The sequence below is a fragment of the Streptomyces sp. NPDC003248 genome (assembly GCF_055563235.1).
Genome location: NZ_JBVHDT010000006.1, coordinates 281,349 through 306,766 on the forward strand (window position 1 = coordinate 281,349; position 25,418 = coordinate 306,766).

Sequence of the window (25,418 nt, forward strand, 5' to 3'; positions counted from 1 at the left end):
AAACTAACGGCGGTTCCCGCAACCCGCAGACCAGGCAAAGCCTCGCCCGCGCCCCCTCGCACCCCATTTGCAGTCGGCCGAATCGCGCTCAGATCACCCCTCGGTAAGCTGACGGCATGACAGGACAAGTGCGTACCGTCGACGGCCGTGTGGCCGGTCGGCGCGGGCAGGCGACGCGGCAGAAGTTGCTCGACTGCCTCAGCGACATGCTCAGCTCATCGCCTTACCGGGACGTCAAGGTCATCGACGTCGCCCGGAAGGCGGGCACTTCGCCCGCGACCTTCTACCAGTACTTTCCGGACGTCGAGGGCGCCGTCCTGGAGATCGCCGAGCAAATGGCCGCCGAGGGCGCCGAATTGACCGGACTGGTCGGCGGCCGGTCGTGGGTCGGCAAGGCCGGCTGGCAGACCGCGCAGGAACTCGTCGACGGCTTCCTGGAGTTCTGGAAGAAGAACGACGCCATCCTGCGCGTCGTCGAGCTCGGCGCCGCCGAGGGCGACAAACGCTTCTACAAACTGCGCATGAAGATCCTGAACTCGGTGAACAGCTCCCTCGCGGACGCCGTCGCCGAGTTGCAGTCCAAGGGCAGGGTCGACAAGGACGTCAACCCGGCCGCGATCGCCGGGGCCCTGGTCGCCATGCTCGCGGCGGTGGCCTCGCACCAGAAGGGCTACCTGGCGGGGGGCGTCAAGCAGGCCGAGATCAAGCCCAATCTGGCACTGTTGGTGCACCTGGGCATCACCGGCAGGAAGCCGACGAAGTAGCCGCGGCGGCAGCGCTCCCGCTTCCCCTTTTTTTCTTTTTTTTCCAGGCCTTTCCAGGCCCCAAGTCCTGTCTGGCAGGCGGTGGTCACCCGGTCGCTCCGGGTGACCACCGCCTGTCGCGTTGTACGGCGGCCGACGCGTGGCGGGTGGGCTGTCGCGCTTCCCGGCCCCTGCCGCGGGAAAGGCGCCCGGGCGGGCGTGCGTTCACGCGGGCAGCGGGCGGTCCTTCACCACGTGCTTCATGACCAGCGTGGACGTCAGCCGCTGCACCCCCGGCAGCGTCGCCAGCCGCTCGTCGTAGAGCCGCTGGAAGGCGGCGAGGTCGGCGGTGGCCACCCGCAGCAGGTAGTCCGGCTCACCGAACAGCCGCTGGGCGTCGAGCACGTGCTCCAGCTCGCCGACGGCCCGCTCGAAGTCGGCGACCGTGTCCCGGTCCTCCTGCCGCATCGAGACGAAGACCAGCGCCTCGAAGGTCAGCCCGACGGCGGCGGGCTCCACCACCGCGCGGTATCCGCTGATCGCGCCGGACCGCTCCAATTCCCGCAACCGCCGGTGACACGGCGAGACGCTCAGCCGCACGCGCGCGGCCAGCTCGGTCACGGTCAGCCGCCCGTCCTGCTGGAGCTCGGCAAGGATTTTCCGGTCCACGTCGTCCATGAGGCAGATTTTCCCCCTGGGGAGCCGTGTCCGTGAAAACTTCGGGAACACCTTTGGCCAAAACGTGACTAACCTCCCCGGCATGGACTCCGCACCCCTGATCTCCTTCCTCGCCGTGGACCTGCTGCTGGTGTGCGTGCCGGGCGCCGACTGGGCGTACGCGATCTCCGCCGGACTGCGCGGCCGCTCGGTGGGCGCCGCGGTGAGCGGCCTGGTGAGCGGCTACGCCCTGCACACGGCACTGGCGGCGGCCGGCCTGGCGGTCCTGGTCGCCGGCTCGCCCGCGCTGCTCACCGCGCTGACGGTGGCGGGCGCGGCGTACCTGGTGTGGCTGGGCTGGGGGGTGCTGCGCCGGCCGGGGGTGCCGGAGGCGGGGGAGGCGGTCGAGGAGAGCCGACGGCGGGTCTTCCTGCGCGGGGCGGCGATCAGCGGCCTGAACCCCAAGGGGCTGCTGCTCTACCTCTCGGTCCTCCCCCAGTTCCTCGTCACCCGCGACTCCCGCCTGCCGGTCCCCGCGCAGACCGCCGCCCTGGGCCTGCTCCACATGGCGTGCTGCGCCGCGGTCTACCTGGCGGTCGGCGTCCTGGCCCGCTCCCTGCTCGGCGCCCGCCCGTCCGCGGCCCGCGCGGTCACCCGGACGTCGGGAGCGGCGATGCTGGGGATCGGGGCGTTCCTGCTGGTGCAACGGCTGGCCCTCGGGGGGTGAGCCGCCCATGACCACCCCGGCACTCGCGACCGCCCCGCGACCGCCCCGCGACCGTCTTCGCGCCCCGCGACCCCCCTGGCACTGCGCAACCACCCCCACCGCCCCGCGACCGTCTTGGCGCTCCGCGACCTCCCCGGGGCGATACTCGGGCCATGGGAACGGATCTTCACGAACTGCTGAGGTCGCTGCGGGTGTGGGACCCGGAGGTGACCGAGCTGCGGCCGTTCGACCCGGCGGCGGCCCCCGCCGAGCCGCTGCCGCTGTTCGCCCGGTGGCTGGCCGAGGCCGCCGCGGCCGGCGAACGCGAGCCGCACACGATGACCCTCGCGACCGCCGGCGAGGACGGCCTGCCGGACGCCCGGATCGTGATGCTGCACGGCGCCGACGCGCACGGCTGGTCCTTCGCGACCCACGCGACGAGCGACAAGGGCCGCCAGCTCGCCGCCCGCGCCTACGCCGCCCTCACCTTCTACTGGCCCACGCTGGGCCGCCAGGTCCGCGTCCGCGGACCGGTCGGCGTCGCCCCGGCGGAGGCGGCGCGAGCCGATCTGCGGATGCGGTCGACGGGGGCGCTGGCCGCCGCGCTGACCGGGCGGCAGAGCGAGGTCCTGGGCTCGGTGGAGGAGTTGGCGAGGGCCTCGGAGGCGGCCTGGGAACGGGCCCGGCGGGACCCGGCGACCCCGTCCCCGACCTGGACGCTGTACCGGCTGCGCCCGGAGACGGTGGAGTTCTTCCAGGGCGACGAGAGGCGACGGCACGTACGGCTGAGGTACCGGCGGGACGCCGGGGACTGGGTCGCGGAGCTGCTCTGGCCGTAGGGCGCCCGGGCCCCCGCGAAGACGGGCGGGGCGAACGGATGACCCGCCCCGCATGACGACGGACCGCCCCTCGCCGACGGCCCACCCTCGCGACGGCGGCCTCCCCGCGGCAACGTTCCGGGCCCCGGCGGCGACCGAGAGGCGGACGTGCTCTCCCGGACCGCGTAAGGACTCAGCCGTGGCATCCCCCTCGCACCGCCGCCGTACCCGCCGTACCCGCCGTACCCGCCGTTCCCCCCGCACGCGGCGCCCCGCTCCCATCCCCGCCCGCGCCGTGGCGGCCGTCGCGGCTGGCGCGGCCGTCGCGGCGGTGACGCTCGTGGTGGCCCTCGTGGTGGCCCTCCACCCCGGCCACGGAACCGACGGCGCCCGGGAGGCGGCGGCCGGAACCGTCGCGGGAGCCGGGGGCACCGCCTCGCCGACGGCTTCGACGACGGTCCCGGCACCCTCCACGGCGTCCCCCGCGTCCCCGAGCCCGTCGGCGGGCCGGAGCACCTCACCCGCCACCCCGACGGCGGCCCCGGCCACCGCGTCGGCACGGTCCACGGCCGCGGGCGCCGCCCGCACACCGTCCGCCACCGCACCGCTGGCGGGACGGATACGGCCCGGAGTCGTCCGCCAGGGCGTCGCGACCTCCTACGCCGCCGGGGACGGCGACGGCGCCTGCTCGTACGGTCCCGCCGACGACCTCATGGTCGCGGCGATGAACACCGCCGACTACGAGACGTCCAAGGCGTGCGGGGCCCATGTCCTGGTCCGTACGGCGGACGGCGCGTCCGTCACCGTCCGGATCGTCAACGAGTGCCCGGCGCCCTGCGGGCCCGGCCAGCTCGACCTCAGCACCCAGGCCTTCGCCGAACTCGCCCCCCTCTCGGCCGGCCGTGTCGCGATCACCTGGAGCCTGCTGAGCCCCGCCGGCTCCGACCCGGTCTCGGTCCGCTACAAGACCGGCTCCAGCCGCTACTGGTGCGGCATCCAGGCCCTCGGCCACCGCAACCCGCTGGCCCGGCTGGAGGTCCGTACGGGCAGTGGCTGGACCGCGCTGACCCGCACCGAGTACAACTACTTCCTCTCCGAGCAGGGCACCGGCTGCGGCGGCGCGCTCCGCCTCACCGACATCTACGGCGAACGCCTGACGGTCGACGGCATCGCCCTGCGCCAGGAAGCCGTGCAGCAGACCGGGGTGCAGTTCGCCCGGCACTGATCGCCCGGCGCTGACCACCCGGCAGTGATCGCCCGGCGCTGACCAACCGGCACCGATCGCCCGGCGCTGACCAACCGGCACCGATCGCCCGGCGCTGACCAACCGGCACCGATCGCCCGGCGCTGACCACCCGGTACAGATCACCCGGCACCGACGCCACCCGCCCGCGGGCAGACGGGCCGGCCCCTCACAGCCCCCCGAGGTCCGGCTCCGGGTCCGTCGCGAGGCGGCCGTGGCGGTGGACGTCCCGCCAGGCGTCCCTGCGGCCCGCCTCCCACATCGCACCGCGCAGGGTCCCCTCGTACGGGAAGCCGCACCGCTCGGCGATCCGGCAGGACGCCTCGTGGCCGAGGGCGTGGCCCAGTTCCAGGCGGTGCAGGCCGAGTCCGGTGAAGGCCCAGCGTGCCGCCAGCAGCAGCGACCGGGTGGCGACCTGGCGGCCGCGGGCCTCGGGCAGGACCCAGTAGCCGACGGTGGCGACGCTCTGGACGGCGTCGACGGCGGCGAGCCCGATCTGGCCGAGGACCGTCCCGTCACCGGCGTCCGTGACGCAGAGGGTGATGCCCGTACCGGCCTCCGCGTCGGCGGCCCTCGCCCGCAGCGACTCCCGCGCGCCGTCGGCGTCGGTGACCGTCCGCAGCGGTGTGTTCCAGCGCAGGAAGTCGGGGTCGGCCACGCCCCGCAGCCAGGCGCTCACATCGGTGTCGGACGCGGGGTCCCACGCACGAAGGCGCAGGCCGTGACCTTGCAGGACCGGGGCGGCGGGAAGAACGAGCGGCTCGCGGATGTCGGTCATCCGGTCATTGAACACCCGCCCGACCGGGCGGACGCGCCCCGGCTCTCCCCCCAGGCGAGCCGACCCGACCACCTGACTGACGGCCCATCACCGCCACTTGCCACACTGGCCGTCGAGCCGCACCCCCGTCTCCGTGGCCCCGCACGCCCACCCCCGCGCACACGGCGCCCCGGTGCGCCGACCTCCCGTTCCGCGCGGCCCGCGCGCACGCCCGGCCAGCCTGTGGAGTCACCATGAAGCTGTGCATCGGCCATGAAATTCGCTGATTGTTGGCAATTTTGTCGGCACTGCTACTACGTTCACACCCGCAAGCCGTAGGAAGCGAGGAGTCGAACCGTGAAGCACAGGGCAGTCAAGCGCAGGTCCGTCGTCATCGGCATCGGGGCCACCGCCGGCGCCGCGGCAGTGGGCGGCATCGCCCTGACCGCGCAGGCGTCCGGTGACTCCTCGTCCTCCTCGGACTCCCTGGTCTTCGACCCCGAGGCCTACACGAAGCTGACGACGACGATCACCGACGCGGACGGCACCGACCACGAGGTGACGTACCACTTCTGGAAGGCGATCACCTACGTCGCCAAGCCGGTCGACGAGGCCTACCAGAGCCTGAACGTCAGCGTGCCCGTCGAGATCGACGGCACGGCCGTGGACGCGAGCGACGCGCCGATCCTCTTCGCGAACTCGGTGGGCGGCTACATGCCGTCCTCGGTCGCGGAGGCGACGGGCGTGGGCGGCGGCGGGATGACCGGCGCGCCCACCGGCGGCACCGGCGGCGCCTCCGCGAGCGCGGCCCCCAGCGCCTCCGCGTCGACCGGCACCGGCGAGGTCGCCTCCGGCGGCAACGCCATGCTGAACGCCGGCAAGATGGTCAGCCTCCCGCAGCTGGCGCTGGCGGCCGGCTACGTCGTCGTCGAGCCCGGCGCCCGCGGCCGCACCCTCAAGAACTCCGCGGGCGAGTACTACGGCGTCGCCCCGGCCGCGATCGTCGACCTCAAGGCCGCCGTGCGGTACGTGCGCGCCAACAAGGGCCGCATCCCCGGCAACACCGACCGGATCGTCTCCTCCGGCACCAGCGCGGGCGGCGCCCTGTCCTCCCTGCTCGGCGCCTCCGGCGACAGCCCGATCTACGCCAAGTACCTGAAGGAGCTCGGCGCGGCCGACGCCTCCGACGCGATCTTCGCGACCGGCGCCTGGTGCCCGATCGCCGACCTGGAGCACGCCGACGGCGCCTACGAGTGGAACTGGGGCGCCAACGCCCTGTCCACCGGCAAGCAGGTCGACCAGACGGTGTCGAAGGAGCTCCAGGCGCAGTTCGCCGAGTACCAGGCCGGCCTGAAGCTCAAGGGCCTCGACGGCTTCGGCACGCTGACCGCCCGCAACTACGACGAGTACCTGGTCGAGCAGTACCTCCAGCCGTCGGCCACCACCTACCTCGCCGCCCTGTCGGACTCCGACCGCGAGACCTACCTGGCCGCCAACACCTTCATCACCTGGAAGAACGGCAAGGCGTCCTTCACCTGGGAGGACTTCCTCACCCACGTCGGCGCCCGCAAGAAGACCGTCCCGGCCTTCGACGGCTTCGACCTGTCGACGGGCGAGAACAACGAGTTCGGCAAGGGCACGACCATCGCCCGCCACTTCACGGCGTACGGCCTGAAGAACGACACCACCGGGCTCACCGGCAAGCGCCTCGACAGCGACATCCCCGAGCTGCTGCGCCTGATGAACCCGATGTACCACCTGGTCGACGAGCCCAACGAGAACCGCACCAAGCACTGGTGGATCCGTCTCGGCACCAAGGACTCCGACACCTCGCTGACGGTCTCCGCCAACATCGCCGCCGCCGCGCACACCCTCGGCGACGACGTCAGCCACCTCTACTACTGGGACGAGGGCCACGGCTCCAACACCGACCCGGGCGACTTCATCGCCTGGATCGCGAAGGTCTCGGGCTACAGGGCCAAGAAGAAGTAACCACCCGGCCTCCCCCTCCCGGAGTTCTCCCTGAGTCCTCCCGGAGGCCTCCCGGAGGCCCATGGACACGGCGTCCGTTTCCCGTCATAAAAACTGACGCCGTCCGCCGCGCCGCCGGACCCCAGCGCACCTGGGCCCGGCGGCGCGGCTTGTTTTCGGAGGGCGAGGACGGGGCGGCGTACGCCACCGGCCGCAGACCCGCCTCCGCAAGCGTGATCAATCCGCAACCGATTCCGGTCTTGACCGAGACCCATCAATCCTGTGCTTGATTACGCTCCCGCTCATGGCCGACTCCACACCGTCCCCGAGCCCCTCCGCGCCCACCGCCCCGAACCCCGCCGACCGCCCGGTCTACGTCATCGGCGGCGGCCCGGCCGGACTCGCCGCGGCGTACGCGCTGGGCACCCGGGGGATACGGGCCGTGGTGGTGGAGAGGTCCGACCGGGTCGGTGCGTCCTGGCGGCGCCACTACGACCGGCTGCGCCTGCACACCACCCGGCGCCTGTCGGCCCTGCCCGGGCTCGCGATGCCGCGCCGGTTCGGACGGTGGCCGGCCCGCGACGACGTGGTCCGCTACCTGGAGAAGTACGCCGAGCACCACGAACTGGAGCTGGTCACCGGCGTCGAGGTGTCCCGCGTCGAGCGCACCGCCGACGGCACCGGCTGGCTGCTGCGCGCCTCCGGCGGCCGGGAGCTGACGGGCTCGGCGGTCGTCGTCGCCACCGGCTACAACCACACCCCGCACCTGCCGGACTGGCCGGGCCGCGAGACGTACGCCGGCGACCTCGCGCACGCCTCCGCCTACCGCGACGGCACCCCCTACGCCGGCCGGGACGTCCTGGTCGTGGGCGCCGGCAACACCGGCGCCGAGATAGCCGTCGACCTGGTGGAGAGCGGCGCCGGGCGGGTGCGGCTGGCCGTGCGGACCGTGCCGCACATCGTGCGCCGCTCGACCGCCGGCTGGGCCGCCCAGTACAGCGGCATCCTCGTCCGCCGGCTCCCGGTCGCCCTCGTCGACCGGCTCTCCCGGGTGCTGGCGCGGGCGAGCGTGCCCGACCTGTCGGCGCGGGGGCTGCCCCGCCCCGACACCGGGCTGTACACCCGGGCGAGACAGGGGGCCGTACCGGTGCAGGACGTCGGTCTGCTCGACGCCGTGCGGCGGGGCAGGGTCGAGGTGGTGGCCGCCGTGGAGGGCTTCGAGGACGGCAAGGTGGTCCTCGCCGACGGCACCCGGATCTCCCCGGACGCCGTCGTCGCCGCCACCGGCTACGTACGCGCCCTCGACGGCCTGGTCGGTCACCTCGGCGTCCTCGACGGCCGCGGCCTCCCCGTCGCGCACGGCCCCCGCACCCCGAAGAACGCGCCCGGTCTGTACTTCACCGGCTTCACCACGCCGCTCAGCGGCACCCTGCGCGAGGTCGCGCTCGACGCGGAACGGATCGCCAAGGCCGTACGCGCCCACCTGCGCCGCCCCTGACCACGACACGCCCGACGCCCCGGCCCGCCCCGTGTGCCGGATGCGACCGGGGCGTTGTCGCCCGCCCGTCCGCCGGTCGACGCGGCCGGGCTCGCCAACGCGGCGATCGTGCAGGCCGAGCTCGACGGCATGGCGAAGCTCGTCCCGGTCGACGCGCCCGAGCTGGACGCGGCCCCGACGGACACCGTGCGGGCCGCCGTCCTCGCGGACTTCGCCACGTACTTCGGCGGCCGGGCCCGGTCCCCCACGGCCTTCGTGCTCCAGCGCTGGAACAACGAGGCCCACACCCGCGGCGGTCCGGTGGCGATCGCCCCGCCCGGTGTGCTGACCCGCTGCGGCCCGGCCCTGCGGGAGCCCGTCGACGGGATCCACTGGCCGGGACGGAGACCTCCACCTCCTGGATGGGCTTCATGGACGGGGCCGTGCGGTCGGGCGAGCGGGTGGCGGAGGAGGTCCTGGCGGCGCCGTAGGGCCGGCCCCGCGGACCGGCCCCACAACGGCACGTCGACGCGGTCCGGCGAACCGGGCGGTCGGCACGATCCGGCGAACCGGGCGGTCGGCACGATCCGGCGATCCCGGCGGTCGGCGCGGTCCGGTGGTCAGCCCGCCACCGCGAGCCGGACCGTCCCGGCGTCCGGGCGCCGCCGGATCACCAGGGCCATCAGCGCCGCCGCCGCGCACAGCGCCCCCGACGCGTACCAGACCACGTCGTAGGAGCCGAAGACGTCGCGGGCGACACCGCCGAGGAAGGCGACCAGGGCGGCGCCGACCTGGTGGGAGGCGAGGACCCAGCCGAAGACGATGGCGCTGTCGTCGCCGTACTGCTCGCGGCAGAGCGCGAGGGTGGGCGGGACGGTGGCGACCCAGTCGAGGCCGTAGAAGACGATGAAGAAGATCATCGGGGGGTGGACCGTGGGGGCCAGCAGCATCGGGAGGAACAGCAGCGAGACGCCCCGGAGCGCGTAGTACACCGCGAGCAGGCGGCGCGCCTCGAAGCGGTCGGTGAACCAGCCGGAGGCGACCGTGCCGACCACGTCGAACACACCGATGACGGCGAGGAGCGAGGCCGCCGCCGTGACGGGCATGCCGTGGTCGTGGGCGGCGGGCACGAAGTGGGTCTGGACGAGGCCGTTGGTCGAGGCGCCGCAGATCGCGAACGTGCCGGCCAGCAGCCAGAAGGGGCCGGTGCGCGCGGCCGAGAACAGGACGGTGACCGCGCGCCGCGCGGCGCCCGTGACGGGGGGCGGCTTCGGCACGAACTCCCGTGCTCCGTACGGCTTCAGGCCCACGTCCGCCGGGTGGTCGCGCAGCAGCAGCCAGACGAACGGGACGACGGCGAGGGCGGCGAGGGCGACCGTGACGGCCGCCGGGCGCCAGTCGTGGCGGGTGACCATCCAGGACAGCAGCGGCAGGAAGATCAGCTGGCCGGAGGCGGAGGCCGCGGTGAGGATGCCGCTGACCAGGCCCCGGCGCTCGGTGAACCAGCGGTTGGTGACCGTCGCGGCGAACGCCAGCGCCATCGACCCCGACCCGAGACCGACCAGCAGGCCCCAGTACAGCAGGAGTTGCCAGGCCGCCGTCATCCACACGGTCAGGCCCGAGCCGACCGCGATCACGGTCAGGGCGACGGCGACCACGCGCCGGATGCCGAAGCGGTCCATCAGCGCGGCGGCGAACGGGGCGGTGAGCCCGTACAGCGCGAGGTTGACCGAGACGGCGGCGCCGATCGTGCCGCGCGACCAGCCGTACTCCTGGTGCAGGGGGTCGATGAGCAGTCCGGGCAGGGAGCGGAAGGCGGCCGCGCCGATGATCGTCACGAAGGTGACGGCGGCGACGAACCAGGCACGGTGGACGCGCGTCGGCCGCTTCTCCCGACGGACGGCGGTCGCTGGGGCTTCGCTTGTCTGGGTCACGCCATCGAGCTTCCGACACCCGCCTCGCGCGAACGAGTGGCCCGAAAGACAGGGTTCGCTAGGATCGGGCCATGACCTGTGAGCCGGATGCACCGCAGTTCCGCCCGCACCGCGTCGCCGTCCTCGCCCTGGACGGGCTGCTCCCCTTCGAGCTGGGCATCCCGCACCGCATCTTCGGCCGCCCCCGCGACGCCCTGGGGCGGCATCTGTACGAGGTCGTGACCTGCTCGGTCCGCCCGCCCGGCCCGGTCGAGACGGACGCCGACTTCGCGATCCAGGTGGAGCACGGCCCGGAGGCCCTCGCCACCGCCGACACCATGATCGTCCCCGCCTCCTACGAGCTGGGCCCGGTCCACGAGCGGGGCGTGCTCACCGAGGAGCTGGCCGCCGCCCTCGCCCACCTGCGCCCCGGCACCCGCCTCGCCTCCATCTGCACCGGCGTCTACGTCCTGGCCGCCGCCGGTTTCCTCGACGGCCGCCCCGCGACCACGCACTGGGCCGACGCCGAGCGCCTCCAGCGGCTGTTCCCGCAGATCGACGTCGACCCGGAGGTGCTGTTCATCGACGACGGCGACGTGCTGACCTCGGCGGGCGTCGCCGCCGGCATCGACCTGTGCCTGCACATGGTGCGCCGCGACCACGGCACCGCCGTCGCCAACGACGTCGCCCGCCGTACGGTCGTCCCGCCGCACCGCGACGGCGGCCAGGCGCAGTACATCGAACGGCCCGTGCCCGATCCGCAGCTGTCCGGCACGACCACCGCCCGCGCCTGGGCCCTCGACCGCCTCCACGAACCGATCCAGCTGCGGGACATGGCCGCCCAGGAGTCCATGTCGGTACGGACCTTCACCCGCCGCTTCCGCGAGGAGGTCGGCGTCAGCCCCGGCCAGTGGCTCACCCGGCAGCGCGTCGAACGGGCGCGGCACCTGCTGGAGTCCACGGAACTGTCCGTCGAACAGGTCGCCCAGGACGCCGGCTTCGGCACCGCCCAGTCGATGCGGCAGCACCTCCAGGCGGCGCTCGGGGTGACACCGACGGCCTACCGCCGCACCTTCCGGGCCACCGTCCGGACGTGATCCGGTGATCCCGGCGCCCACGGCGTTCGCGGTGTCCCCGGCGTCGTCAAGAATTGTCCACAGCCTGTGGAGAAGCGGGGGAAACGCCGGACGGCGGCGCGCCTCCCCCTGCCGGCTGCACCCGGGCGGGAGATGCCCCCGGCCCGCCCCGGGCACGGCAGCGCGCGCCACCGTCCGACTCGGCGTACGCCTCCCCACTCGCGACTCGCCCGAGCGGGGGGACCCTCATCGGTTCCCCTCGGCCCTGAGGGATCCGACGCCGAACCGGCGACCCGCACTCGGCGAGGACTCCCGTCACCGGAACCCTCGTCGTCCCCTCACGGCGAATCACCGACCACAAGCGTGATCAAACGGACACGCGCCGTCAACACCCGTTAGGTGATTCATCACTTACGCCCTCTTTGCGGTGGGCGCGCACGGAAGCACACCCGGCGCACCGCCACCCACCGGACACCGGCCGACCGCACCGCCCGCATCCGTGCCCCCGCCGGACACCGGCCGACCGCGGTCACCGCACCCGTGCACCCGTCGACCGTGCGCCCCTGGGCCTGTCGTTCGGATCACGCCGCGGACGCGGGGCCGGCCGTCACACGGCCTCGCAGGCGAACCCCTCGTACGCCGGCCCCCGGTAGGCCACCGCCGGTTCGGGACGGGACGGCGTGCCGCCGCGGTCCGCCGCGCCCCCGCACTCGGCCTCGTCCGCGCGGGGCCGCGCACAGCGGTCGAGTTCGCACCAGATGCGCTTGCCGGGCCCCTCGACGCTCCAGCCCCAGCGGTCCGCGAGACAGTCGACGAGGGCCAGACCGCGGCCGCCCGTGGCGTCGCCGTCCACGCACCGGGGCACGGGCGCCCGGCTGCTGCCGTCGGCCACCTCCAGACGGACGGTGGAGCCCCCCGCCTCCCCTCCGGCACCGCGCGGCAGCGAGAGGCGCAGCACGGCCGGACAACCCGTGTGCACCACGGCGTTGGTGACCAGTTCGGAGACGAGCAGGATCAGCGTCTCGGCGAGCGGCTCGTCGGCCTTTATCCCGGACCCGGCGAGGCGCGAACGGGCCCACCTCCGGGCCCGCCCCACCTCAGCGGGGTCGGGCCGGATCTCCAGCTGCACTTGAAGCACCTGCACCGCTCACACCATCCGAACCGGCGGACACATGGCCGCGCGCCACGTGAGCCACGCAAGCCACGCGAGCACCATGACGACGAGAGCCACGATCGTAGCCATTTTCTGCATGACCAGAACAATGGCCAGAGGCAGCGTGACGGAACGTGAATCCCTTACGAGACAGCCTGGTTGACGCACCGTCACCCCAACAAGCGCTTCGGGCATATTCCAGCGCGAAGGAGTACCCGTGCGGCATACTGTGCGACGCTCGCCCCGGGGGGTCGAACAGACGGGGCCCCGGCGCACATCCGCCCTGGGAGCGGGGGTGCGCACCCTCGCGTACGGCACCGTCCCCGGGGCACCACCGGCACGGCTCGCACTCGGAACCAGTCGCATCTCACAGACGGTACCCGAGCGACTCCCCGACTCCGGGCCGTGACGGGTCACGCCTCGGACACAACCGCAATTCACGCTCCGTGACAGCAGTACGCCACAATCCGCGACACCGGCGCCGTCAGTCATCCATCGCCGCAGGCCGGCGCCGTGCCGCCGTGTCCGCACCCAGGGGCCACGAGGGGGCCTCTCGTCACCCTCCGTGTGGTTGCACGCACATCGAGTGCACCTATGTGCGGACCGCGACTCCGCCTCCCAGGTGAACCCTGTTATATGCCTGACGTGATGTCAGATCGGTGTGGACGCGGGTCTGACTGCCGTTCAGTCAAGCGGCCATCGCCCCCGGCTACTCCGACACGGTGAAGTAGCGGGCGAACGCCGGCACGATGTCCGCCTCGCCGACCGTGCCGTCGGCGCCGGCGCCGAGTGCCGCCGCCACCGTGCGGGCGGTCTCGTCGGGGACGCCGAGGGCCTTGAGGACGCGGGCGGTGTCCTCGACGGTGGCGCGGCCGTCGCCGTCGGGGTCGGCGACGGCGAGGGCGGCGTGCAGGAAGGGACGGGCGATCTCGGCGAACCGGTCCGGGTTGTCGCGCAGCCGCTTGACCGCGCCGTTGACGAACTCCTCGCGGCTGATGCGCTGGTCGCCGTCGCGGTCGGCGATCCCCGCCATGCCCTGCCAGAAGGCCTCCGCCCCGGCGTACAGGGCCTGCCCCTTGTCGGACCGGGCGGGGGTGCCGAACTCGGCGAGCAGGGCCTTGGCCGCGGCGCCGAAGTCCTCCCGGTCGATGGTGCCGTTGCCGTCCTGGTCGAAGGTGGCGAACCGGCCGGCGATCCTGCGTTCGTACTCGCTGCTGACCATGTCTTCTCGGGCCGCCTTACGTCGTCGCGTGCGGGTGCTTCCGGCAGGGAGCGTACGACGCCGGCGACGCTCCGGTGGCGGCTGAGTGACGGTTGTGCCAAGACAGGGGGAATTTCGGGACAAGAGTGTGGCCGAGCGGGTGGCGCGGGTCACGCGGACAGGGGTTCGGTCCCTTCGTCGACGGCCTCCGCCACATCGCCGTACACGTCGAAGAGCCGGCGGACGCCCAACGCGCCGAGGACCCGGTTGACGTGGGAGTCCTCGACGGCGCCGCGCGCCGGGAGGATCAGGCGCAGCCGGCCCCGGCAGGACCGGATCAGGCGGCGGGCGGCGATGAGGACGCCGACGCCGCTGGAGTCGCAGAAATGCACCTCGGAGAGGTCCAGGACGAGGCTGTGGCGGCCCTCGGCCACCACGTCGTGGACCCGCTGACGCAGCACCGGCGACGTCACCAGGTCCAGCTCGCCCGACACGTGGAGCACGGCCCATCCACCCCGCTCGCCGCCGGTCACTTTGAACGCCACCACCACGCCCTTCGCTCGCCGTAAACGGAAGTCGTCCCTTCGCTTCCTTGCAGCGCGGCTGCCCAGCGGCCGTGCCCCGAAACGCCGCACGGAAAACGGCCACTCAAGAAAAGAGGCCGATTCCTGTCATATTCAGTCCTGTTCAATCTTTGTTGATCAATCTTGCACTGATCCGATCGGGTCTGATCAGTACCGAGCCGGGTAGGCAACGCCCTATACCACCCTCCGCCCGGCAGGGGGCGCACATTGCATCAAAGGGGCGTGCGGCATCGGACGTGCCGACTACATTCGAGGTGACGGTGGACGCACGCTGGACGCAGACACGAGCACGACGAGGGGGTCGCATGGCGCGGAAGGACGCACCACCCCGCTGGGACCGCAAGATGCAGCAGCGGCTCGCGCGCGGCGAGGCCGCCGCCCTCGGTGAGCTCTATGACCGCTTCGCTTCGCTCGTGCACGGACTTGCTCATCGTGTGCTCGAAGACGAACGGGCCGCCGACGGCATCACCCGCGAGGTCTTCGCCCATGTCTGGCAGCACCCCGACGCCTACGACCCCGCGCAGGGCCCGCTGCGCACCTATGTCGCCGCGCTGACCCACCGTCTCGCCGTGCAGCGGCTGCGCGCCACCGAGACCGCGGCGCTGGCCCGCGGCGGCCCCGGCAGCACCGAGGAACTGGAGAACAAGGTCCGCCACGCCTCCGTCGCCGCCCGCGCCGACTACATCGTCCAGTCCATGCCGGCCCCGTTGCGGGCCGCCCTCGAACTCGCCTACTTCCAGCGTCGCGACTACCGCCAGACCGCCGCCGACCTCGCCATCACCGAGGACGAGGCCCGCCGCCGCCTCCGTCTCGGCCTGCAACTGCTCTCCACGGCCCACGACACCGCCGCCCCGGGCGCACCGCCCGAATACGGGGGCGCGGCATGAGCGGCACGGAACGCTTCGCGGCGTTCGACGACGACGCCCACGCCCCCGGCGCTCCGAGCGCCGCCGGCCCGGCCGGCGGTTCCGGCGGTGCGAACGGTCCCGGCGGCTCCGGCGGTGCGGACGGTACCGGCGGTCCGCCGCCGTTGTCCGCCACGGTGCCCGCCGGCCCGACGCCCCCGCGTCTGGAGCACCCCGTGCTGAAGTCGCTGCTGGGCGCGTGGGCGCTGGCCGCCTGCTCGGCCGAGGAGACCGCCGCCGTGGAGGAGCACCTGGGCGGCTGCGGCACCTGCGCCGACGAGGCCCGGCGGCTGCGCGAGGCGGTCGGCCTGCTCCAGCGGCCCGAGAGCCTCGACCTGGACCCCAACCTGCGCACCCGCGTCCTGGACGGCTGCCTGGACCGGCGCCCGCCCCGCGTCCCGGTGCCCGCGTGGGCCACGTCGTACGACGCCGAGACCGCCCGCCTGGACGCCCTGCTCCAGGACTTCGGGGACGCGGAGTGGCACGCGCCGGTCCGGCTGCGCTGGTTCGGGGGCGAGGACGGGACGAGCCGCCGTACGACCGTCGCCGGGGTCATCGCGCACCTGCTCGCGGTGGACGGACTGATCGCCGTCGCCCTGGGCCTGGAGGACCCGCTGCCCGGGGACAAGCCGGCGGAGACGCCCGCCGAGCGGACGGAGGCGTACTGGGGGGCCTCGCGCTTCCCGCCGACGCGTACCGTGCGCGCGCCGTGGCGGGAGCAGACCCACGCCGTCGTCCGCACGGTCTCCTTCACCGGCGGCGGCCGCGGCACCCTGCCGGTGTCGTACGGCGGCTTCGAGCTGCCGCTGCGGGACGCGCTCGCCGACCGGGCCTTCGAGTGCTGGGTGCACGCCGAGGACATCGCGGAGGCCGTCGACTACCCCTACGCGCCGCCCGCGCCGCGCCACCTGCACGACATGATCGACCTGGCCGCCCGCCTGCTGCCGGGCGCCCTGGCCGAACGGCGGCGGGCGGGCCTCGCCGCGCCGGGGCGCAGCCGGCACCTGGTGACCGCCGGCCGGCCCGGCCGCAGTCTGCGGCTGGAGATCGAGGGCTCGGGCGGCGGCGAGTGGCTCATCCCGCTGGACTCCCCCGCCGCGGTGGGCTCCGCCGACCACGAGGTGGCCCATGTCGCCCTGGACGACGTGGAGTTCTGCCGGCTGGCGGCGGGCCATGTGTCGCCGGAGGAGGCCGCGGCGGGACAGGTCGGGGACCCGGAGGCGATCAGGGACGTCCTGTTCGCGGCGGCGTCCCTGAGCCGGATGTAGGCCGCCGCCCGGTCACCGACCGCCCCCGCACCGCCCCCGGGCCCTGTCGTCACACCGCCGACCAGCGCTGGGACGCCTCCCCCGCGCAGGTCGTCGCCGCCACCCCGCCGCCGAGGGCGAGGTCGAGGCAGCCGCCGATGGAGACGCTCACCAGGCTGCCGCCCGATCCGGAACGCCACAGCCGGGCGGCGCCCCCGTCGCACGCGGCGACGAAGACGGCCTGGCCGAGCATGTTGGCGGACAGGCACTGACCGCTCTGCCCGTTGACGAGCTGGAAGCTCCCGCCCGACGCGCTGCGGACGGTCCACGAGGAGCTCGCGTCCGAGCAGCTTCCGTCGTCCGCGGCGCCGTACACGGTGGTGAGGCAGTTGTCGTTGTCGCCGTTGCGGTAGCGATGGGTGCCGGAGGCGGGGGCGGTGGTCGACGTCGACGTACCGCCGGAGGTGCCCGAGCCGGACCTGTCCGCCGGTCCCTTCCGCGCCCGCCTGCCCGCCGGCGGCCGGTGACGCCGTCGGTGTCGTCGTGCCCGACGGGCTGCCGCCCGCGGCGGACGGGGTGACGACGGCGGTCGGCGCCGTCACGGTGACGGACGGGGTGGCCCCCGCCCCGGCCCCCGCCCCGGCCTCCGCCTCCGCCGCCCCCGGCGCGGACGTGTACGGCAGGTGCTGGACGGCGAGGGTCGTCCCGCCGACGATCACCACGACGGGGACGACGGCGAGGAGGATGCGGGTCCGGCGACGGCGCCCGGGTTTCCGCCCGGTCGCCTCCTCGTCCCCCTTCGCCCCGCCCTGCTCGAAGGAACTCCGCGACTCCCAGGAGGCGCGCATCTCGGCGTTCGCCCAGTGGGTGCGGCCCCACGTCGAGTCGGGGGAACTCGCCCCGCTCCCCCTGGCGTTGATCGAGTCGCTGGTCCTCGGACCGGTCATCGGCGTCGCCCGCCGCTGGCTCTCCGGGGTCGACGACGTCGACCCCGACGACGCCGCGCGGGATCCTGCCGGAGCGGATCTGGCGTTCGGTGAGCCCGTGAGGGAGAGCCGGGGAACGGGTCAGGAGGACGGCTCGGTGAGCCCGGGAGAGAAAGCCGGGGAACGGGTCAGGCGAAGACGACCGTCCGCCGCCCGTTCAGCAGGATCCGGCGCTCCGCGTGCCACTTGACGGCCCGCGCCAGCGCCTGGCACTCCACGTCCCGCCCGATCGCGACCAGCTGGTCCGGGGTCACGTCGTGCCCGACCCGCTCGACCTCCTGCTCGATGATCGGCCCCTCGTCGAGGTCCGCGGTGACGTAGTGCGCCGTCGCGCCGATCAGCTTCACGCCCCGCGCGTGCGCCTGGTGGTACGGCTTGGCGCCCTTGAAGCTCGGCAGGAAGGAGTGGTGGATGTTGATGATCCGGCCGCTGAGCTGCTTGCAGAGGTCGTCGGAGAGGACCTGCATGTAGCGGGCGAGGACGACCAGTTCGACGTTCTCCCCGCGGACGATCTCCAGGAGCTTCGCCTCGGCCTCGGACTTGGTGTCCTTCGTCACCGGGATGTGGTGGAAGGGAAGGTCGTAGGAGGCCACCAGCTCGGCGAAGTCGGTGTGGTTGGAGACCACCGCCGCGATGTCCACCGGCAGTGCGCCGATCCGGGCGCGGAACAGCAGGTCGTTCAGGCAGTGGCCGAACTTGCTGACCATGAGGACGATCCGCATCCGCTCGTCGGCCCGGTGGATCTGCCAGTCCATGTGGAAGGAGTCGCCGATCGCCGCGAAGCTCGCCCGCAGCTTGTCCACGGTCACCGGGGGCTCCGCCGAGAAGTGCACGCGCATGAAGAACAGACCCGTGTCGTGGTCGCCGAACTGCTGGCTGTCCTCGATGTTGCACCCGGTCATGAAGAGGTAGCTCGACACGGCGTGCACGATGCCCTGCTTGTCGGGGCAGGACAGGGTGAGGACGTACTGGTCGGCGGGGGCCGCCGCGGCTCGGGTGGACTGCTCACTCATGCACGACAGGGTCTCACGACCGCACCGGCCCGGTGGAACTCCGTCCGCAGGACGGACCCGCCCCGGTACGCCCTCCCCGGCCTCCGGGGACCGACCTGCCTACGCGGACCGGCCTGCCCACGGGACCGGCCTGCCTGCCTACGCGGACCGGGTCAGGATCCGCAGCACCTCCAGCGTGCGCGGCGGCGCGTCCGGGTCCTCCCCGTCGGACACGGCCATCCGCACGTGCGCGTCACGGGCCGCCCGCACCGCCTCCGGCCACGCCTGGTGGTCCATGTAGGCGGAGACCGGCGCGTCCGGGCCGACCTGGTGCATGATCCGCAGCACCCGCAGCACGGCGGTGTCGACGAGCGCCGCCTCCTGCGAGTCGCGGAAGATCGTGCCGACGTACTTCTCGGCGGACCAGTTGTCCAGCCAGGTGTCCTCGACCAGGCGGTACACGGCGTCGGTGACGTCGCCGTACCCCTCGACCCCGGCCAGCCAGACGTCCCGCTGGAACAGCGGGTCGGAGAGCATGTGCAGCGCGGAGCGCACATTGCTGCGCCAGCGCCACCACGGCATGTCGTTGAGTGGCATGCCGCCCATGGTGGAGGAGCGACGGCTGCGACGGGAAGAGTTCTCCGAACCTTGTTGCACGGTCATCGATCGTACGTTCCGTGTCCCGGGCGTCCCACTCGCCCCGGTAATTCACCTGCATGTCACCGAGCGTTGACCAAGAGTCACTCGGCGGTTGGTGATGTGGCGGAATCGTGCGGGTTCATGACCGGCAGGCGACGCATGCGAAGCACCTTCCTCCCCAGGTACCTCCGCCTCACCCGATCCGTCAGAGCCACCGCCCTGTCGGCGGGTGCCCTGATCGCCTGCGCGTCACTCGCCGCGGGATGCGGGATCGTCCCCGGCACCACGGGGGGTTCCGGGGACGATCCGATCGTCGTGATGACCTGGGCCCCCGAGGGCACGGCCGCGACCAACAAGCCCGGAATGCCCGCCTTCGCGCGCGCCTACGCCCGCTGGATCAACGCCCACGGCGGGCTGGGCGGCCGCGAACTGACCGTCCTGACCTGCAACGACCACAACGACACCGTGGCCGCCGCGAAGTGCGCCCGGCGGGCGGTCAAGGAGGGGGCGGTCGCCGTCATCGGCTCCTACAGCCAGCACTCCGAGTCCTTCCTGCCGCCCCTGGAGGGCGCCGGCATCCCCTACATCGGCGGCTACGGCGTCACCAACGAGGAGTTCACCAGCCCCCTCTCCTACCCGGTCAACGGCGGGGCGCCGGCGCTGCTGGCCGGACTCGGCAGGGAACTCGCCGCGGTCTGCGGATCCGTCGCGCTCGTCCGCCCCGACACCATCGCGGGCGACGCGCTGCCCGCCATGCTCGACGCCGGGCTGAAGGCGGGCGGGCACGACGCGGCCGACGACCAGCTGGCGGCGGAGGACGCCGCCCAGTACACGGCGCAGGCCGAGGCGGCCCTGGAGTACGCCACCGACGGCGGCGACGGCGCCGAGGGGAAGGGGTGCGTGGTTCCCGCGCTCGGCGACCGCACCAGCACCTACATGGACTCCTTCCGCCGCACCCGCGAGGACTACCCCGCCGTGCGTACGGCCACCGTCCTCGGCAGCGTCGACCAGGCGGTGATCAACTCCACCGGCGGCGCCACCGGCCCCTTCGAGGGGTCGTACGTCACCGGCTGGTACCCGGTCGCGGACGACTCGCGCTGGGACGCGATGAAGAAGGTCGTCAAAGAGCAGGCCTTCTCCGACACCCGGATCGACGCGTCGGACACCGGGGTGCAGACCACCTGGATCGCCTACACCGTGTTCCGGCGGGTCGTGGAGTCGCTGGGCAGCGGCGAGGTGACCGCCGACAGCGTGCGCGGCGCCCTGGACGACGGGCTGGAGATCAGCACCGGCGGTCTCACGCCGACCCTGCGCTGGGAGTTCAGCGACAAGCTCGCCTCCATCGGCTTCCCGCGCCTGGTCAACGCCGACGTGACGCTCCAGACGGTACGCAAGGGCCGGCTGGTGGCCGCCCGGGACGGTTTCGTCGACGTGACGAAGACGCTGGAGAACGCGGACGTCGACTGAGCCCGCCGGGCCGACCGGCCGGACTCCCCGCCGGGCGGCCCTCCCCGGCGGGCTCACAGCCGGGCCGGCCGACGAGACTCACAGCCGGGCCGACCGGCAGGGCGCCCAGCCGGGCTGACCGGCGGACCTCTACAGCCGGTGCGGTCGGCGGGCCTCGGAGCCGGGCCGGCCGCCGCGCCTCTACAGCCGATCGGGCCCGCAGGCCTTAACAGCCGGTGCGGCCGACGAGCCTCGGAGCCGGTCCGGCCGCCAAGCCTCAGAGCCGGTGCGGCCGAACGAGCCTCTACAGCCGGTCCGGCCCGCAGGCCTCTACAGCCGGGCCGGCCGCCAAGCCTCGGAGCCGGGCCGGCCGTCAGGCCTCACAGTTGGGTCGGCTGGCGCTCCGTCAGTCCGTACGTCGCGGCGATCTGGTTCCAGATCGCGGCGGCCTGGGTCTTCTGGGTGCTGGCGGTGCCGCTCTCGCGGTTGCCGGCCTGCGTCTGGGCGGTGGTCGGGGCCTGGCCCTTCTTGCAGCTCTTCTTGTTGGCGGCGACCTGGTCGGCCCAGGCCGCGTAGTGGTTGTCGGCGGACGCGGACGCCTGCCACGCCTTGGTGAGCGCGGTGGTCAGCGCGGCGTGGTTCGGGAGCTGGTCGACGCTCAGCCCGGACAGCCTGGTCACCAGCTCGGTGCGCTGCGTCGCCGCGTCCCGCAGGTTCTTGGCGGCCTGGGCGAGGTTGCTGCACTTCTTCACGTCGGCCACCGCGCCGATCACGGTGGCCCGGCTGCTGCCGCTGTCCGCGAGCAGCGCGTCCAGCGCGATCGCCTGCTGCTCGGCGGGGTCGGCCGCCGACGCCGAGGGGGACGCCTCGGTGGCGGGCGCGGACGCCGCCACGGTCTTGTTGTCGTCGCCCTGGTCGCTCGTGCCCCCGCCGGCGAGCAGCGCTCCCGCGCCGATCCCGACGACGGCGATCGCCACGCCGACCGCGGCGAACAGCGGCACCCGCGATCCGGTGCGGCCGCCACGGCCACGCCCGTGGTCGTCGTCGTCCCGCGCGGCGCGCCGCCCGCCCCCGCCGCCGGGCGGGGCGTACGAGGACCGGTCGGACCCGTGACCGGGCCCGGCGCCGTAACCGCCGTGTCCGGCGGGCTCGGGCGCGGAGAACTGCGGCAACTGCTGCGTCGACCCGGACGGTCCGTCGTCCGCGGGCCCGCCCCGGAAGAGGTTCTCGAACTCCGCGGGCGGCTGCCGGTCCGCGCCGCCCCCGCCGTACGGCGGCTGACCGGTCACCGGCGGGATGTACTGCGTGGCCTCGGAGTCGGGGTGCGCGGCACCGGGCAGCGGACCGGGGTGGGCGCCGGGGTGCGCACCGGCGCCGGGCAGGTGCCCCGCGCCCGCGTGCGCCGGGCCGCCGGGGTACGCCGGGGCGCCCGGGACGTGGCCCGCGCCCGCGCCCGGGAAGGAGCCGGGCTGCGCGCCGCCCGGCATCGGGCCGGGGCCGTGGCCGGCCGAGTGGCCCGGGAAGTGGGCCGGCTCCGACGGCGCCTCCGGGGGCAGGGCACCCGGTCCCACCGGCGGCAGGTACTGCGTGGCGCCCTCGTCCACGGGGGCCGCGGGCACCGGCGGTATGTACTGCGTCGCACCGTCGTCCACCGGGGCGGCGGACACGGGCGGTATGTACTGCGTCGCGCCGTCGTCCACGGGTCCGGCCGGGACCGGCGGGATGTACTGGGTGGCGGCGTCGGCGGGCGGCGGCAGCGGGGCCGACGGCGCGCCGTGGCCGTACGACGGGGCCGGGGCGCCCTCGGGCGGCAGCGGGGCGGCGCCCGGGCGGGCCCCGGAGCCCCACGCGTCGTGGCCCGCGGGCTGCGGGGCGGCGCCCCACTGCCCGTCCGCCGGGGGCGGCCAGCCCTGGCCGCCCGGCTGCTGCTCGGGGCCCCACGGCCCGCCCCAGGTCTGCCCGCCGGACGGCGCGGACACCGGCGGCGGCGCCTGCTGCCCGTACGGCCGCCTGCCGTCGGGGGAACTGCCCGTCATGCCCGGCAGCAGGGGTTCCCCGCCGTCGGAGGGCAGCACGATGCCTTCGCGCGCGGGCCGCGCCGAGGGCTCCTCGCCCTGTCCACTCTGCGTCACCGGGACTCCAACTGATGGGGGACCTTCGGAATCGTCGGCTCACGCTACCGGGTCGGCGGAACCCCGTGCCACGCAGCTCAGGACGTGATCTCCCTCCCAATGGGACGAGTGTGAGATGTGTGACGGAACCGGAGCGCCGTGCGCCGTGTCCGCCGGGCCCCGCGCGACGACGGGCCGTTCCCCGGTGTTCACGCACTGACGCTCCGTCCGTTCACGCGGCGGCCTGGAGGTCCAGCCGGGCCCCGAACTCCCTGACCACGGGTTCCTCCCGGAACGGCTGGAGCCGCTGCTGGAGGTCCTCCAGGTACTCCGCGCCCCGGTTGGAGCGCAGGGTCTCCAGCAACTCCACCGCCTTCGTACCGGTGTTGCAGGCCTGCTCCACCTCGCGCTGCTGCACCTGCGCCGTGGCCAGGAGCACATATCCGATGGCCCGCCGGCGGGCCCGCCCCTGCGGATGCCCGGCCAGGGACTGCTCGGCGCACCGGGCCGCCGCCTCGGCCTGGCCGAGATCGCGGTGGCAGTGCGCCAACTCGTCGGCCAGATAGGCCTCGTCGAAGTGCGCGATCCACGACGGGTCGTCGCCGGCCGCCGGATCGGCCGCCTCCAGTGCCGCCACCGCCCGGCCGGCCGCCTCCTGGGCCGCCCGTACGTCGCCCATGAGCGCGTGTCCACGGGCCTCGGCCGCGTGGAACATCGCCTCCGCCCGCGGCGTCACGCGCCCCCGTGCGCCCTCCTGCGCCGCCCGTGCCAACTGGGCGATCTCGCGCGGGTTCCCGAGCTGCGCGGCCAGGTGGCTCATGGAGGCGGCGAGGACGTAACCGCCGTAGCCGCGGTCGCCGGCCGCCTGGGCGAGGCGCAGGGCCTGGATGTAGTAGCGCTGGGCGAGCCCCGGCTGTCCGGTGTCGACGGCCATGTAGCCGGCCAGCTCCGTCAGCCGGGCCACGGACGCGAAGAGTTCCCGCCCCACCGCCTCCCGGTAGGACCCGGCGAGCAGGCCCGAGACGACGCTGTTGAGGTAGTGCACGACGACCGGGCGCACGTGCCCGCTGCCGTACTGGTGGTCCAGGTCGACCAGCGCCTGGGTCATCGCCTTGACGGCCGCCACGTCGGACAGCCCCACCCGCGGGCCCGCCGAGCGCGCCACCTGCGCGTCCGGGGAGGAGATCAGCCAGTCCCGGCTCGGCTCGACCAGCGCCGAGGCGGCCACGGACGACCCCGAGAGGAAGTCCCGGCGGCCCACGTCACTGCGCCACAGCTCGCAGACCTGCTCGATGGCCCCCAGTACCGTCGGCGAGAACTGGAGTCCGACACCCGACGCGAGGTTCTTGCCGTTGGCCATGCCGATCTCGTCGATCGTGACCGTACGGCCGAGCTTGCGGCCCAGCGCCTCGGCGATGATCGCCGGGGCGCGTCCCCGCGGCTGCTGTCCGCGCAGCCAGCGGGCCACGGACGTCTTGTCGTAGCGCAGGTCGAGGCCGTGCTCCGCGCCGCACATGTTGACGCGGCGGGCGAGCCCGGCGTTCGAGCAACCCGCTTCCTGGATGAGCGCCTGCAACCGTTCGTTCGGCTGCCGCGCGACAAGAGGCCTTGCGGCCATGGGCACTACCCCCTGTTTCTCGGCGGCTCACCTCCGGAGCGCGCCGCTGGTGCCGGGAGGACGGCCCGGCGGGCCCGTGGGCCTCCGTCCCGTTCGTCCCGCCGGCGCCGGCGCTCCCTTCGGCTCGTCCGCCCTGTGGCTGCGGTGCCGTCCCGCGCACCGAGTTGATGTGTCTTCCACCGAATAGTTCCGGCCGTGAAGATCAATGCCCCACGAATACGGCGAGAATGCGAGGCATGTGACGATTGCCGGGGTAATGGCGGAAGCCGACCCCCAAGCGTGACTACCCGCTTCCGCGCTCATTCCTGCCGCGCGCCCCCGCCGATGCACCCATGCGCCCCGGACGCGGGATCGATGCTCCTCCCCCGCGCACGTGGGCGGGCGTAACCCCTGGTGACGCCCAGAGTTGTGTTCATCGTGGAAGAGACCATCGCGGGCGCCGAAGCCGCTCAGATCCCGAAGCAGCGCGGGGAATCGCTGCTGGACACCGCTGTTCGCTACGCCGAGGAACGTCACTGGGACGTCTTTCCCGGCACCTGGCTGGAAGCCGTGGAGGGGACGCAGCGGTGCTCCTGCGGTGACGCCGCGTGTCCGGCGCCCGGGGCGCATCCCGCGCGGCCGGACTGGGCCACGCAGGCCACGGGGAGTGCGACCGTCGCGCGCCGGATGTGGCAGAAGCAGCCGTCCGCCTCGATCCTGCTGCCCACGGGGCGGACGTTCGACGCGATCTCCGTGCCGGAGACGGCGGGCTTCCTGGCGCTGGCCCGGATGGAGCGGATGGAACTGACGCTGGGGCCGGTGACGTTGACGCCGGACCGCCGGATGCACTTCTTCGTCCTGCCGGGCGCGTCCGCGAAGCTGCCCGAACGGGTCCGCGCACTGGGCTGGTCGCCGGGGTCGCTCGATCTCGTCGCGCTGGGCGAGGGGTCGTACGTGGCCGCGCCGCCCACCCGGTTCGGGTCGCGGGGCGCCGTGCAGTGGGCCTGCCGGCCGACTCCCGCGAACCGGTGGCTGCCGGACGCGGAGGAGCTGGTCTCGCCGCTGGCCTATGCGTGCGGGCGGGACCGGTAACGGCGCGCCGCCCGCACGGTCCGGGTAGGACGGCCGTGACGAACGTGACTGGCGTGGCTGCTGTGACCGCCGTGAAGGCGTGACAGCCGTGACAGCGTGAACGC

Annotated in this window: 23 protein-coding genes and 1 pseudogene; 13 read left to right on the forward strand and 11 right to left on the reverse strand. The window is 73.8% G+C overall.

Annotated features, from left to right (window positions below; all coding sequences use genetic code 11):
* Positions 1–128: 128 nt before the first annotated feature.
* Entirely contained in the window at positions 129–764 is a 636-nt protein-coding gene (locus tag ACZ3KJ_RS17345) for a TetR family transcriptional regulator (protein ID WP_467528074.1), read from the forward strand.
* Positions 765–968: 204 nt separating this feature from the next.
* On the opposite strand, the gene ACZ3KJ_RS17350 is transcribed toward ACZ3KJ_RS17345, so the two are convergent.
* Complete coding sequence (locus tag ACZ3KJ_RS17350; RefSeq protein WP_389521511.1) at positions 969–1,421, reverse strand: Lrp/AsnC family transcriptional regulator; 453 nt, start codon at positions 1,419–1,421, stop codon at positions 969–971.
* Positions 1,422–1,503: 82 nt separating this feature from the next.
* On the opposite strand from ACZ3KJ_RS17350, the gene ACZ3KJ_RS17355 reads away from it, so the two are divergent.
* From ACZ3KJ_RS17355 to ACZ3KJ_RS17365, 3 genes are all read left to right on the forward strand, one after another.
* A complete protein-coding gene (locus ACZ3KJ_RS17355; RefSeq protein ID WP_467527790.1) occupies positions 1,504–2,127 on the forward strand; it encodes a LysE family translocator in 624 nt (207 codons plus the stop codon).
* A 152-nt stretch (positions 2,128–2,279) separates the two neighbouring features.
* Entirely contained in the window at positions 2,280–2,945 is a 666-nt protein-coding gene (locus tag ACZ3KJ_RS17360) for a pyridoxine/pyridoxamine 5'-phosphate oxidase (RefSeq protein ID WP_467527791.1), read from the forward strand.
* A 178-nt stretch (positions 2,946–3,123) separates the two neighbouring features.
* On the forward strand, positions 3,124–4,149 hold the full coding sequence (locus ACZ3KJ_RS17365) for an expansin EXLX1 family cellulose-binding protein (protein WP_467527793.1): 1,026 nt from the start codon (positions 3,124–3,126) through the stop codon (positions 4,147–4,149).
* 187 nt (positions 4,150–4,336) lie between these two features.
* Here ACZ3KJ_RS17365 and ACZ3KJ_RS17370 read toward each other — a convergent pair whose 3' ends face one another.
* Positions 4,337–4,945, reverse strand: coding sequence for a GNAT family N-acetyltransferase (locus ACZ3KJ_RS17370; RefSeq protein WP_467527795.1), 609 nt, complete (start codon positions 4,943–4,945; stop codon positions 4,337–4,339).
* Between the two features lie 336 nt (positions 4,946–5,281).
* Here ACZ3KJ_RS17370 and ACZ3KJ_RS17375 point away from each other — a divergent pair, with 336 nt between their 5' ends.
* From ACZ3KJ_RS17375 to ACZ3KJ_RS17385, 3 genes are all read left to right on the forward strand, one after another.
* On the forward strand, positions 5,282–6,916 hold the full coding sequence (locus ACZ3KJ_RS17375; protein WP_467527797.1) for a subtype B tannase: 1,635 nt from the start codon (positions 5,282–5,284) through the stop codon (positions 6,914–6,916).
* A gap of 283 nt (positions 6,917–7,199) precedes the next feature.
* Complete coding sequence (locus ACZ3KJ_RS17380; RefSeq protein WP_467527799.1) at positions 7,200–8,393, forward strand: flavin-containing monooxygenase; 1,194 nt, start codon at positions 7,200–7,202, stop codon at positions 8,391–8,393.
* Between the two features lie 54 nt (positions 8,394–8,447).
* Positions 8,448–9,107, forward strand: coding sequence for a hypothetical protein (locus ACZ3KJ_RS17385; protein ID WP_467527801.1), 660 nt, complete (start codon positions 8,448–8,450; stop codon positions 9,105–9,107).
* On the opposite strand, the gene ACZ3KJ_RS17390 is transcribed toward ACZ3KJ_RS17385, so the two are convergent.
* Positions 8,993–10,306, reverse strand: coding sequence for an MFS transporter (locus ACZ3KJ_RS17390; protein ID WP_467527803.1), 1,314 nt, complete (start codon positions 10,304–10,306; stop codon positions 8,993–8,995). The genes ACZ3KJ_RS17385 and ACZ3KJ_RS17390 overlap by 115 nt on opposite strands.
* 71 nt (positions 10,307–10,377) lie before the next feature.
* On the opposite strand from ACZ3KJ_RS17390, the gene ACZ3KJ_RS17395 reads away from it, so the two are divergent.
* Positions 10,378–11,382, forward strand: coding sequence for a GlxA family transcriptional regulator (locus tag ACZ3KJ_RS17395; protein WP_467527805.1), 1,005 nt, complete (start codon positions 10,378–10,380; stop codon positions 11,380–11,382).
* 586 nt (positions 11,383–11,968) lie between these two features.
* Here the strand turns inward: ACZ3KJ_RS17395 and ACZ3KJ_RS17400 are convergent.
* The 3 genes from ACZ3KJ_RS17400 to ACZ3KJ_RS17410 form a co-directional block, all read right to left on the reverse strand.
* Positions 11,969–12,490: an ATP-binding protein gene (locus ACZ3KJ_RS17400; RefSeq protein WP_467528076.1), complete on the reverse strand. Its 522-nt coding sequence runs from the start codon at positions 12,488–12,490 to the stop codon at positions 11,969–11,971.
* A 733-nt stretch (positions 12,491–13,223) separates the two neighbouring features.
* Complete coding sequence (locus ACZ3KJ_RS17405) at positions 13,224–13,736, reverse strand: EF-hand domain-containing protein (protein WP_467527807.1); 513 nt, start codon at positions 13,734–13,736, stop codon at positions 13,224–13,226.
* 149 nt (positions 13,737–13,885) lie between these two features.
* The gene (locus ACZ3KJ_RS17410) at positions 13,886–14,266 is read right to left on the reverse strand and encodes an STAS domain-containing protein (RefSeq protein WP_389521493.1); all 381 of its coding nucleotides are present in this window, start codon (positions 14,264–14,266) and stop codon (positions 13,886–13,888) included.
* Positions 14,267–14,604: 338 nt separating this feature from the next.
* On the opposite strand from ACZ3KJ_RS17410, the gene ACZ3KJ_RS17415 reads away from it, so the two are divergent.
* Positions 14,605–15,186, forward strand: a complete 582-nt coding sequence (locus tag ACZ3KJ_RS17415; RefSeq protein WP_467527809.1) for a sigma factor — start codon at positions 14,605–14,607, stop codon at positions 15,184–15,186.
* Positions 15,183–16,472: a maleylpyruvate isomerase N-terminal domain-containing protein gene (locus ACZ3KJ_RS17420; protein WP_467527811.1), complete on the forward strand. Its 1,290-nt coding sequence runs from the start codon at positions 15,183–15,185 to the stop codon at positions 16,470–16,472. Before ACZ3KJ_RS17415 ends, ACZ3KJ_RS17420 begins: the two co-directional genes overlap by 4 nt.
* 49 nt (positions 16,473–16,521) lie before the next feature.
* Here ACZ3KJ_RS17420 and ACZ3KJ_RS17425 read toward each other — a convergent pair whose 3' ends face one another.
* On the reverse strand, positions 16,522–16,827 hold the full coding sequence (locus tag ACZ3KJ_RS17425) for an RICIN domain-containing protein (protein WP_467527813.1): 306 nt from the start codon (positions 16,825–16,827) through the stop codon (positions 16,522–16,524).
* A gap of 440 nt (positions 16,828–17,267) precedes the next feature.
* Here ACZ3KJ_RS17425 and ACZ3KJ_RS17430 point away from each other — a divergent pair.
* Positions 17,268–17,499 (forward strand): annotated as a pseudogene (locus ACZ3KJ_RS17430) (TetR/AcrR family transcriptional regulator); the annotation flags it as partial.
* A gap of 66 nt (positions 17,500–17,565) precedes the next feature.
* Here ACZ3KJ_RS17430 and purU read toward each other — a convergent pair.
* Both purU and ACZ3KJ_RS17440 read right to left on the reverse strand, forming a co-directional pair.
* Complete coding sequence (gene purU / locus ACZ3KJ_RS17435) at positions 17,566–18,450, reverse strand: formyltetrahydrofolate deformylase (RefSeq protein ID WP_467527815.1); 885 nt, start codon at positions 18,448–18,450, stop codon at positions 17,566–17,568.
* A gap of 138 nt (positions 18,451–18,588) precedes the next feature.
* A complete protein-coding gene (locus tag ACZ3KJ_RS17440; protein ID WP_467527817.1) occupies positions 18,589–19,092 on the reverse strand; it encodes an SCO4402 family protein in 504 nt (167 codons plus the stop codon).
* Between the two features lie 117 nt (positions 19,093–19,209).
* Between ACZ3KJ_RS17440 and ACZ3KJ_RS17445 the strand changes: the two genes are divergently transcribed.
* Positions 19,210–20,535, forward strand: coding sequence for an ABC transporter substrate-binding protein (locus ACZ3KJ_RS17445; RefSeq protein WP_467527818.1), 1,326 nt, complete (start codon positions 19,210–19,212; stop codon positions 20,533–20,535).
* A 359-nt stretch (positions 20,536–20,894) separates the two neighbouring features.
* On the opposite strand, the gene ACZ3KJ_RS17450 is transcribed toward ACZ3KJ_RS17445, so the two are convergent.
* Together ACZ3KJ_RS17450 and ACZ3KJ_RS17455 are read right to left on the reverse strand one after the other, a co-directional pair.
* Positions 20,895–22,646 carry a hypothetical protein gene (locus tag ACZ3KJ_RS17450; RefSeq protein WP_467527820.1) on the reverse strand — a complete coding sequence of 584 codons (1,752 nt, stop codon included), beginning with the start codon at positions 22,644–22,646 and terminating at the stop codon, positions 20,895–20,897.
* Positions 22,647–22,857: 211 nt separating this feature from the next.
* Positions 22,858–24,243 (reverse strand): transcriptional regulator, encoded by a 1,386-nt coding sequence (locus tag ACZ3KJ_RS17455; RefSeq protein ID WP_467527822.1) that lies wholly within the window; start codon positions 24,241–24,243, stop codon positions 22,858–22,860.
* A 408-nt stretch (positions 24,244–24,651) separates the two neighbouring features.
* On the opposite strand from ACZ3KJ_RS17455, the gene ACZ3KJ_RS17460 reads away from it, so the two are divergent.
* Positions 24,652–25,314 carry a bifunctional DNA primase/polymerase gene (locus ACZ3KJ_RS17460; RefSeq protein ID WP_467527824.1) on the forward strand — a complete coding sequence of 221 codons (663 nt, stop codon included), beginning with the start codon at positions 24,652–24,654 and terminating at the stop codon, positions 25,312–25,314.
* The last annotated feature ends 104 nt before the right edge of the window (positions 25,315–25,418 follow it).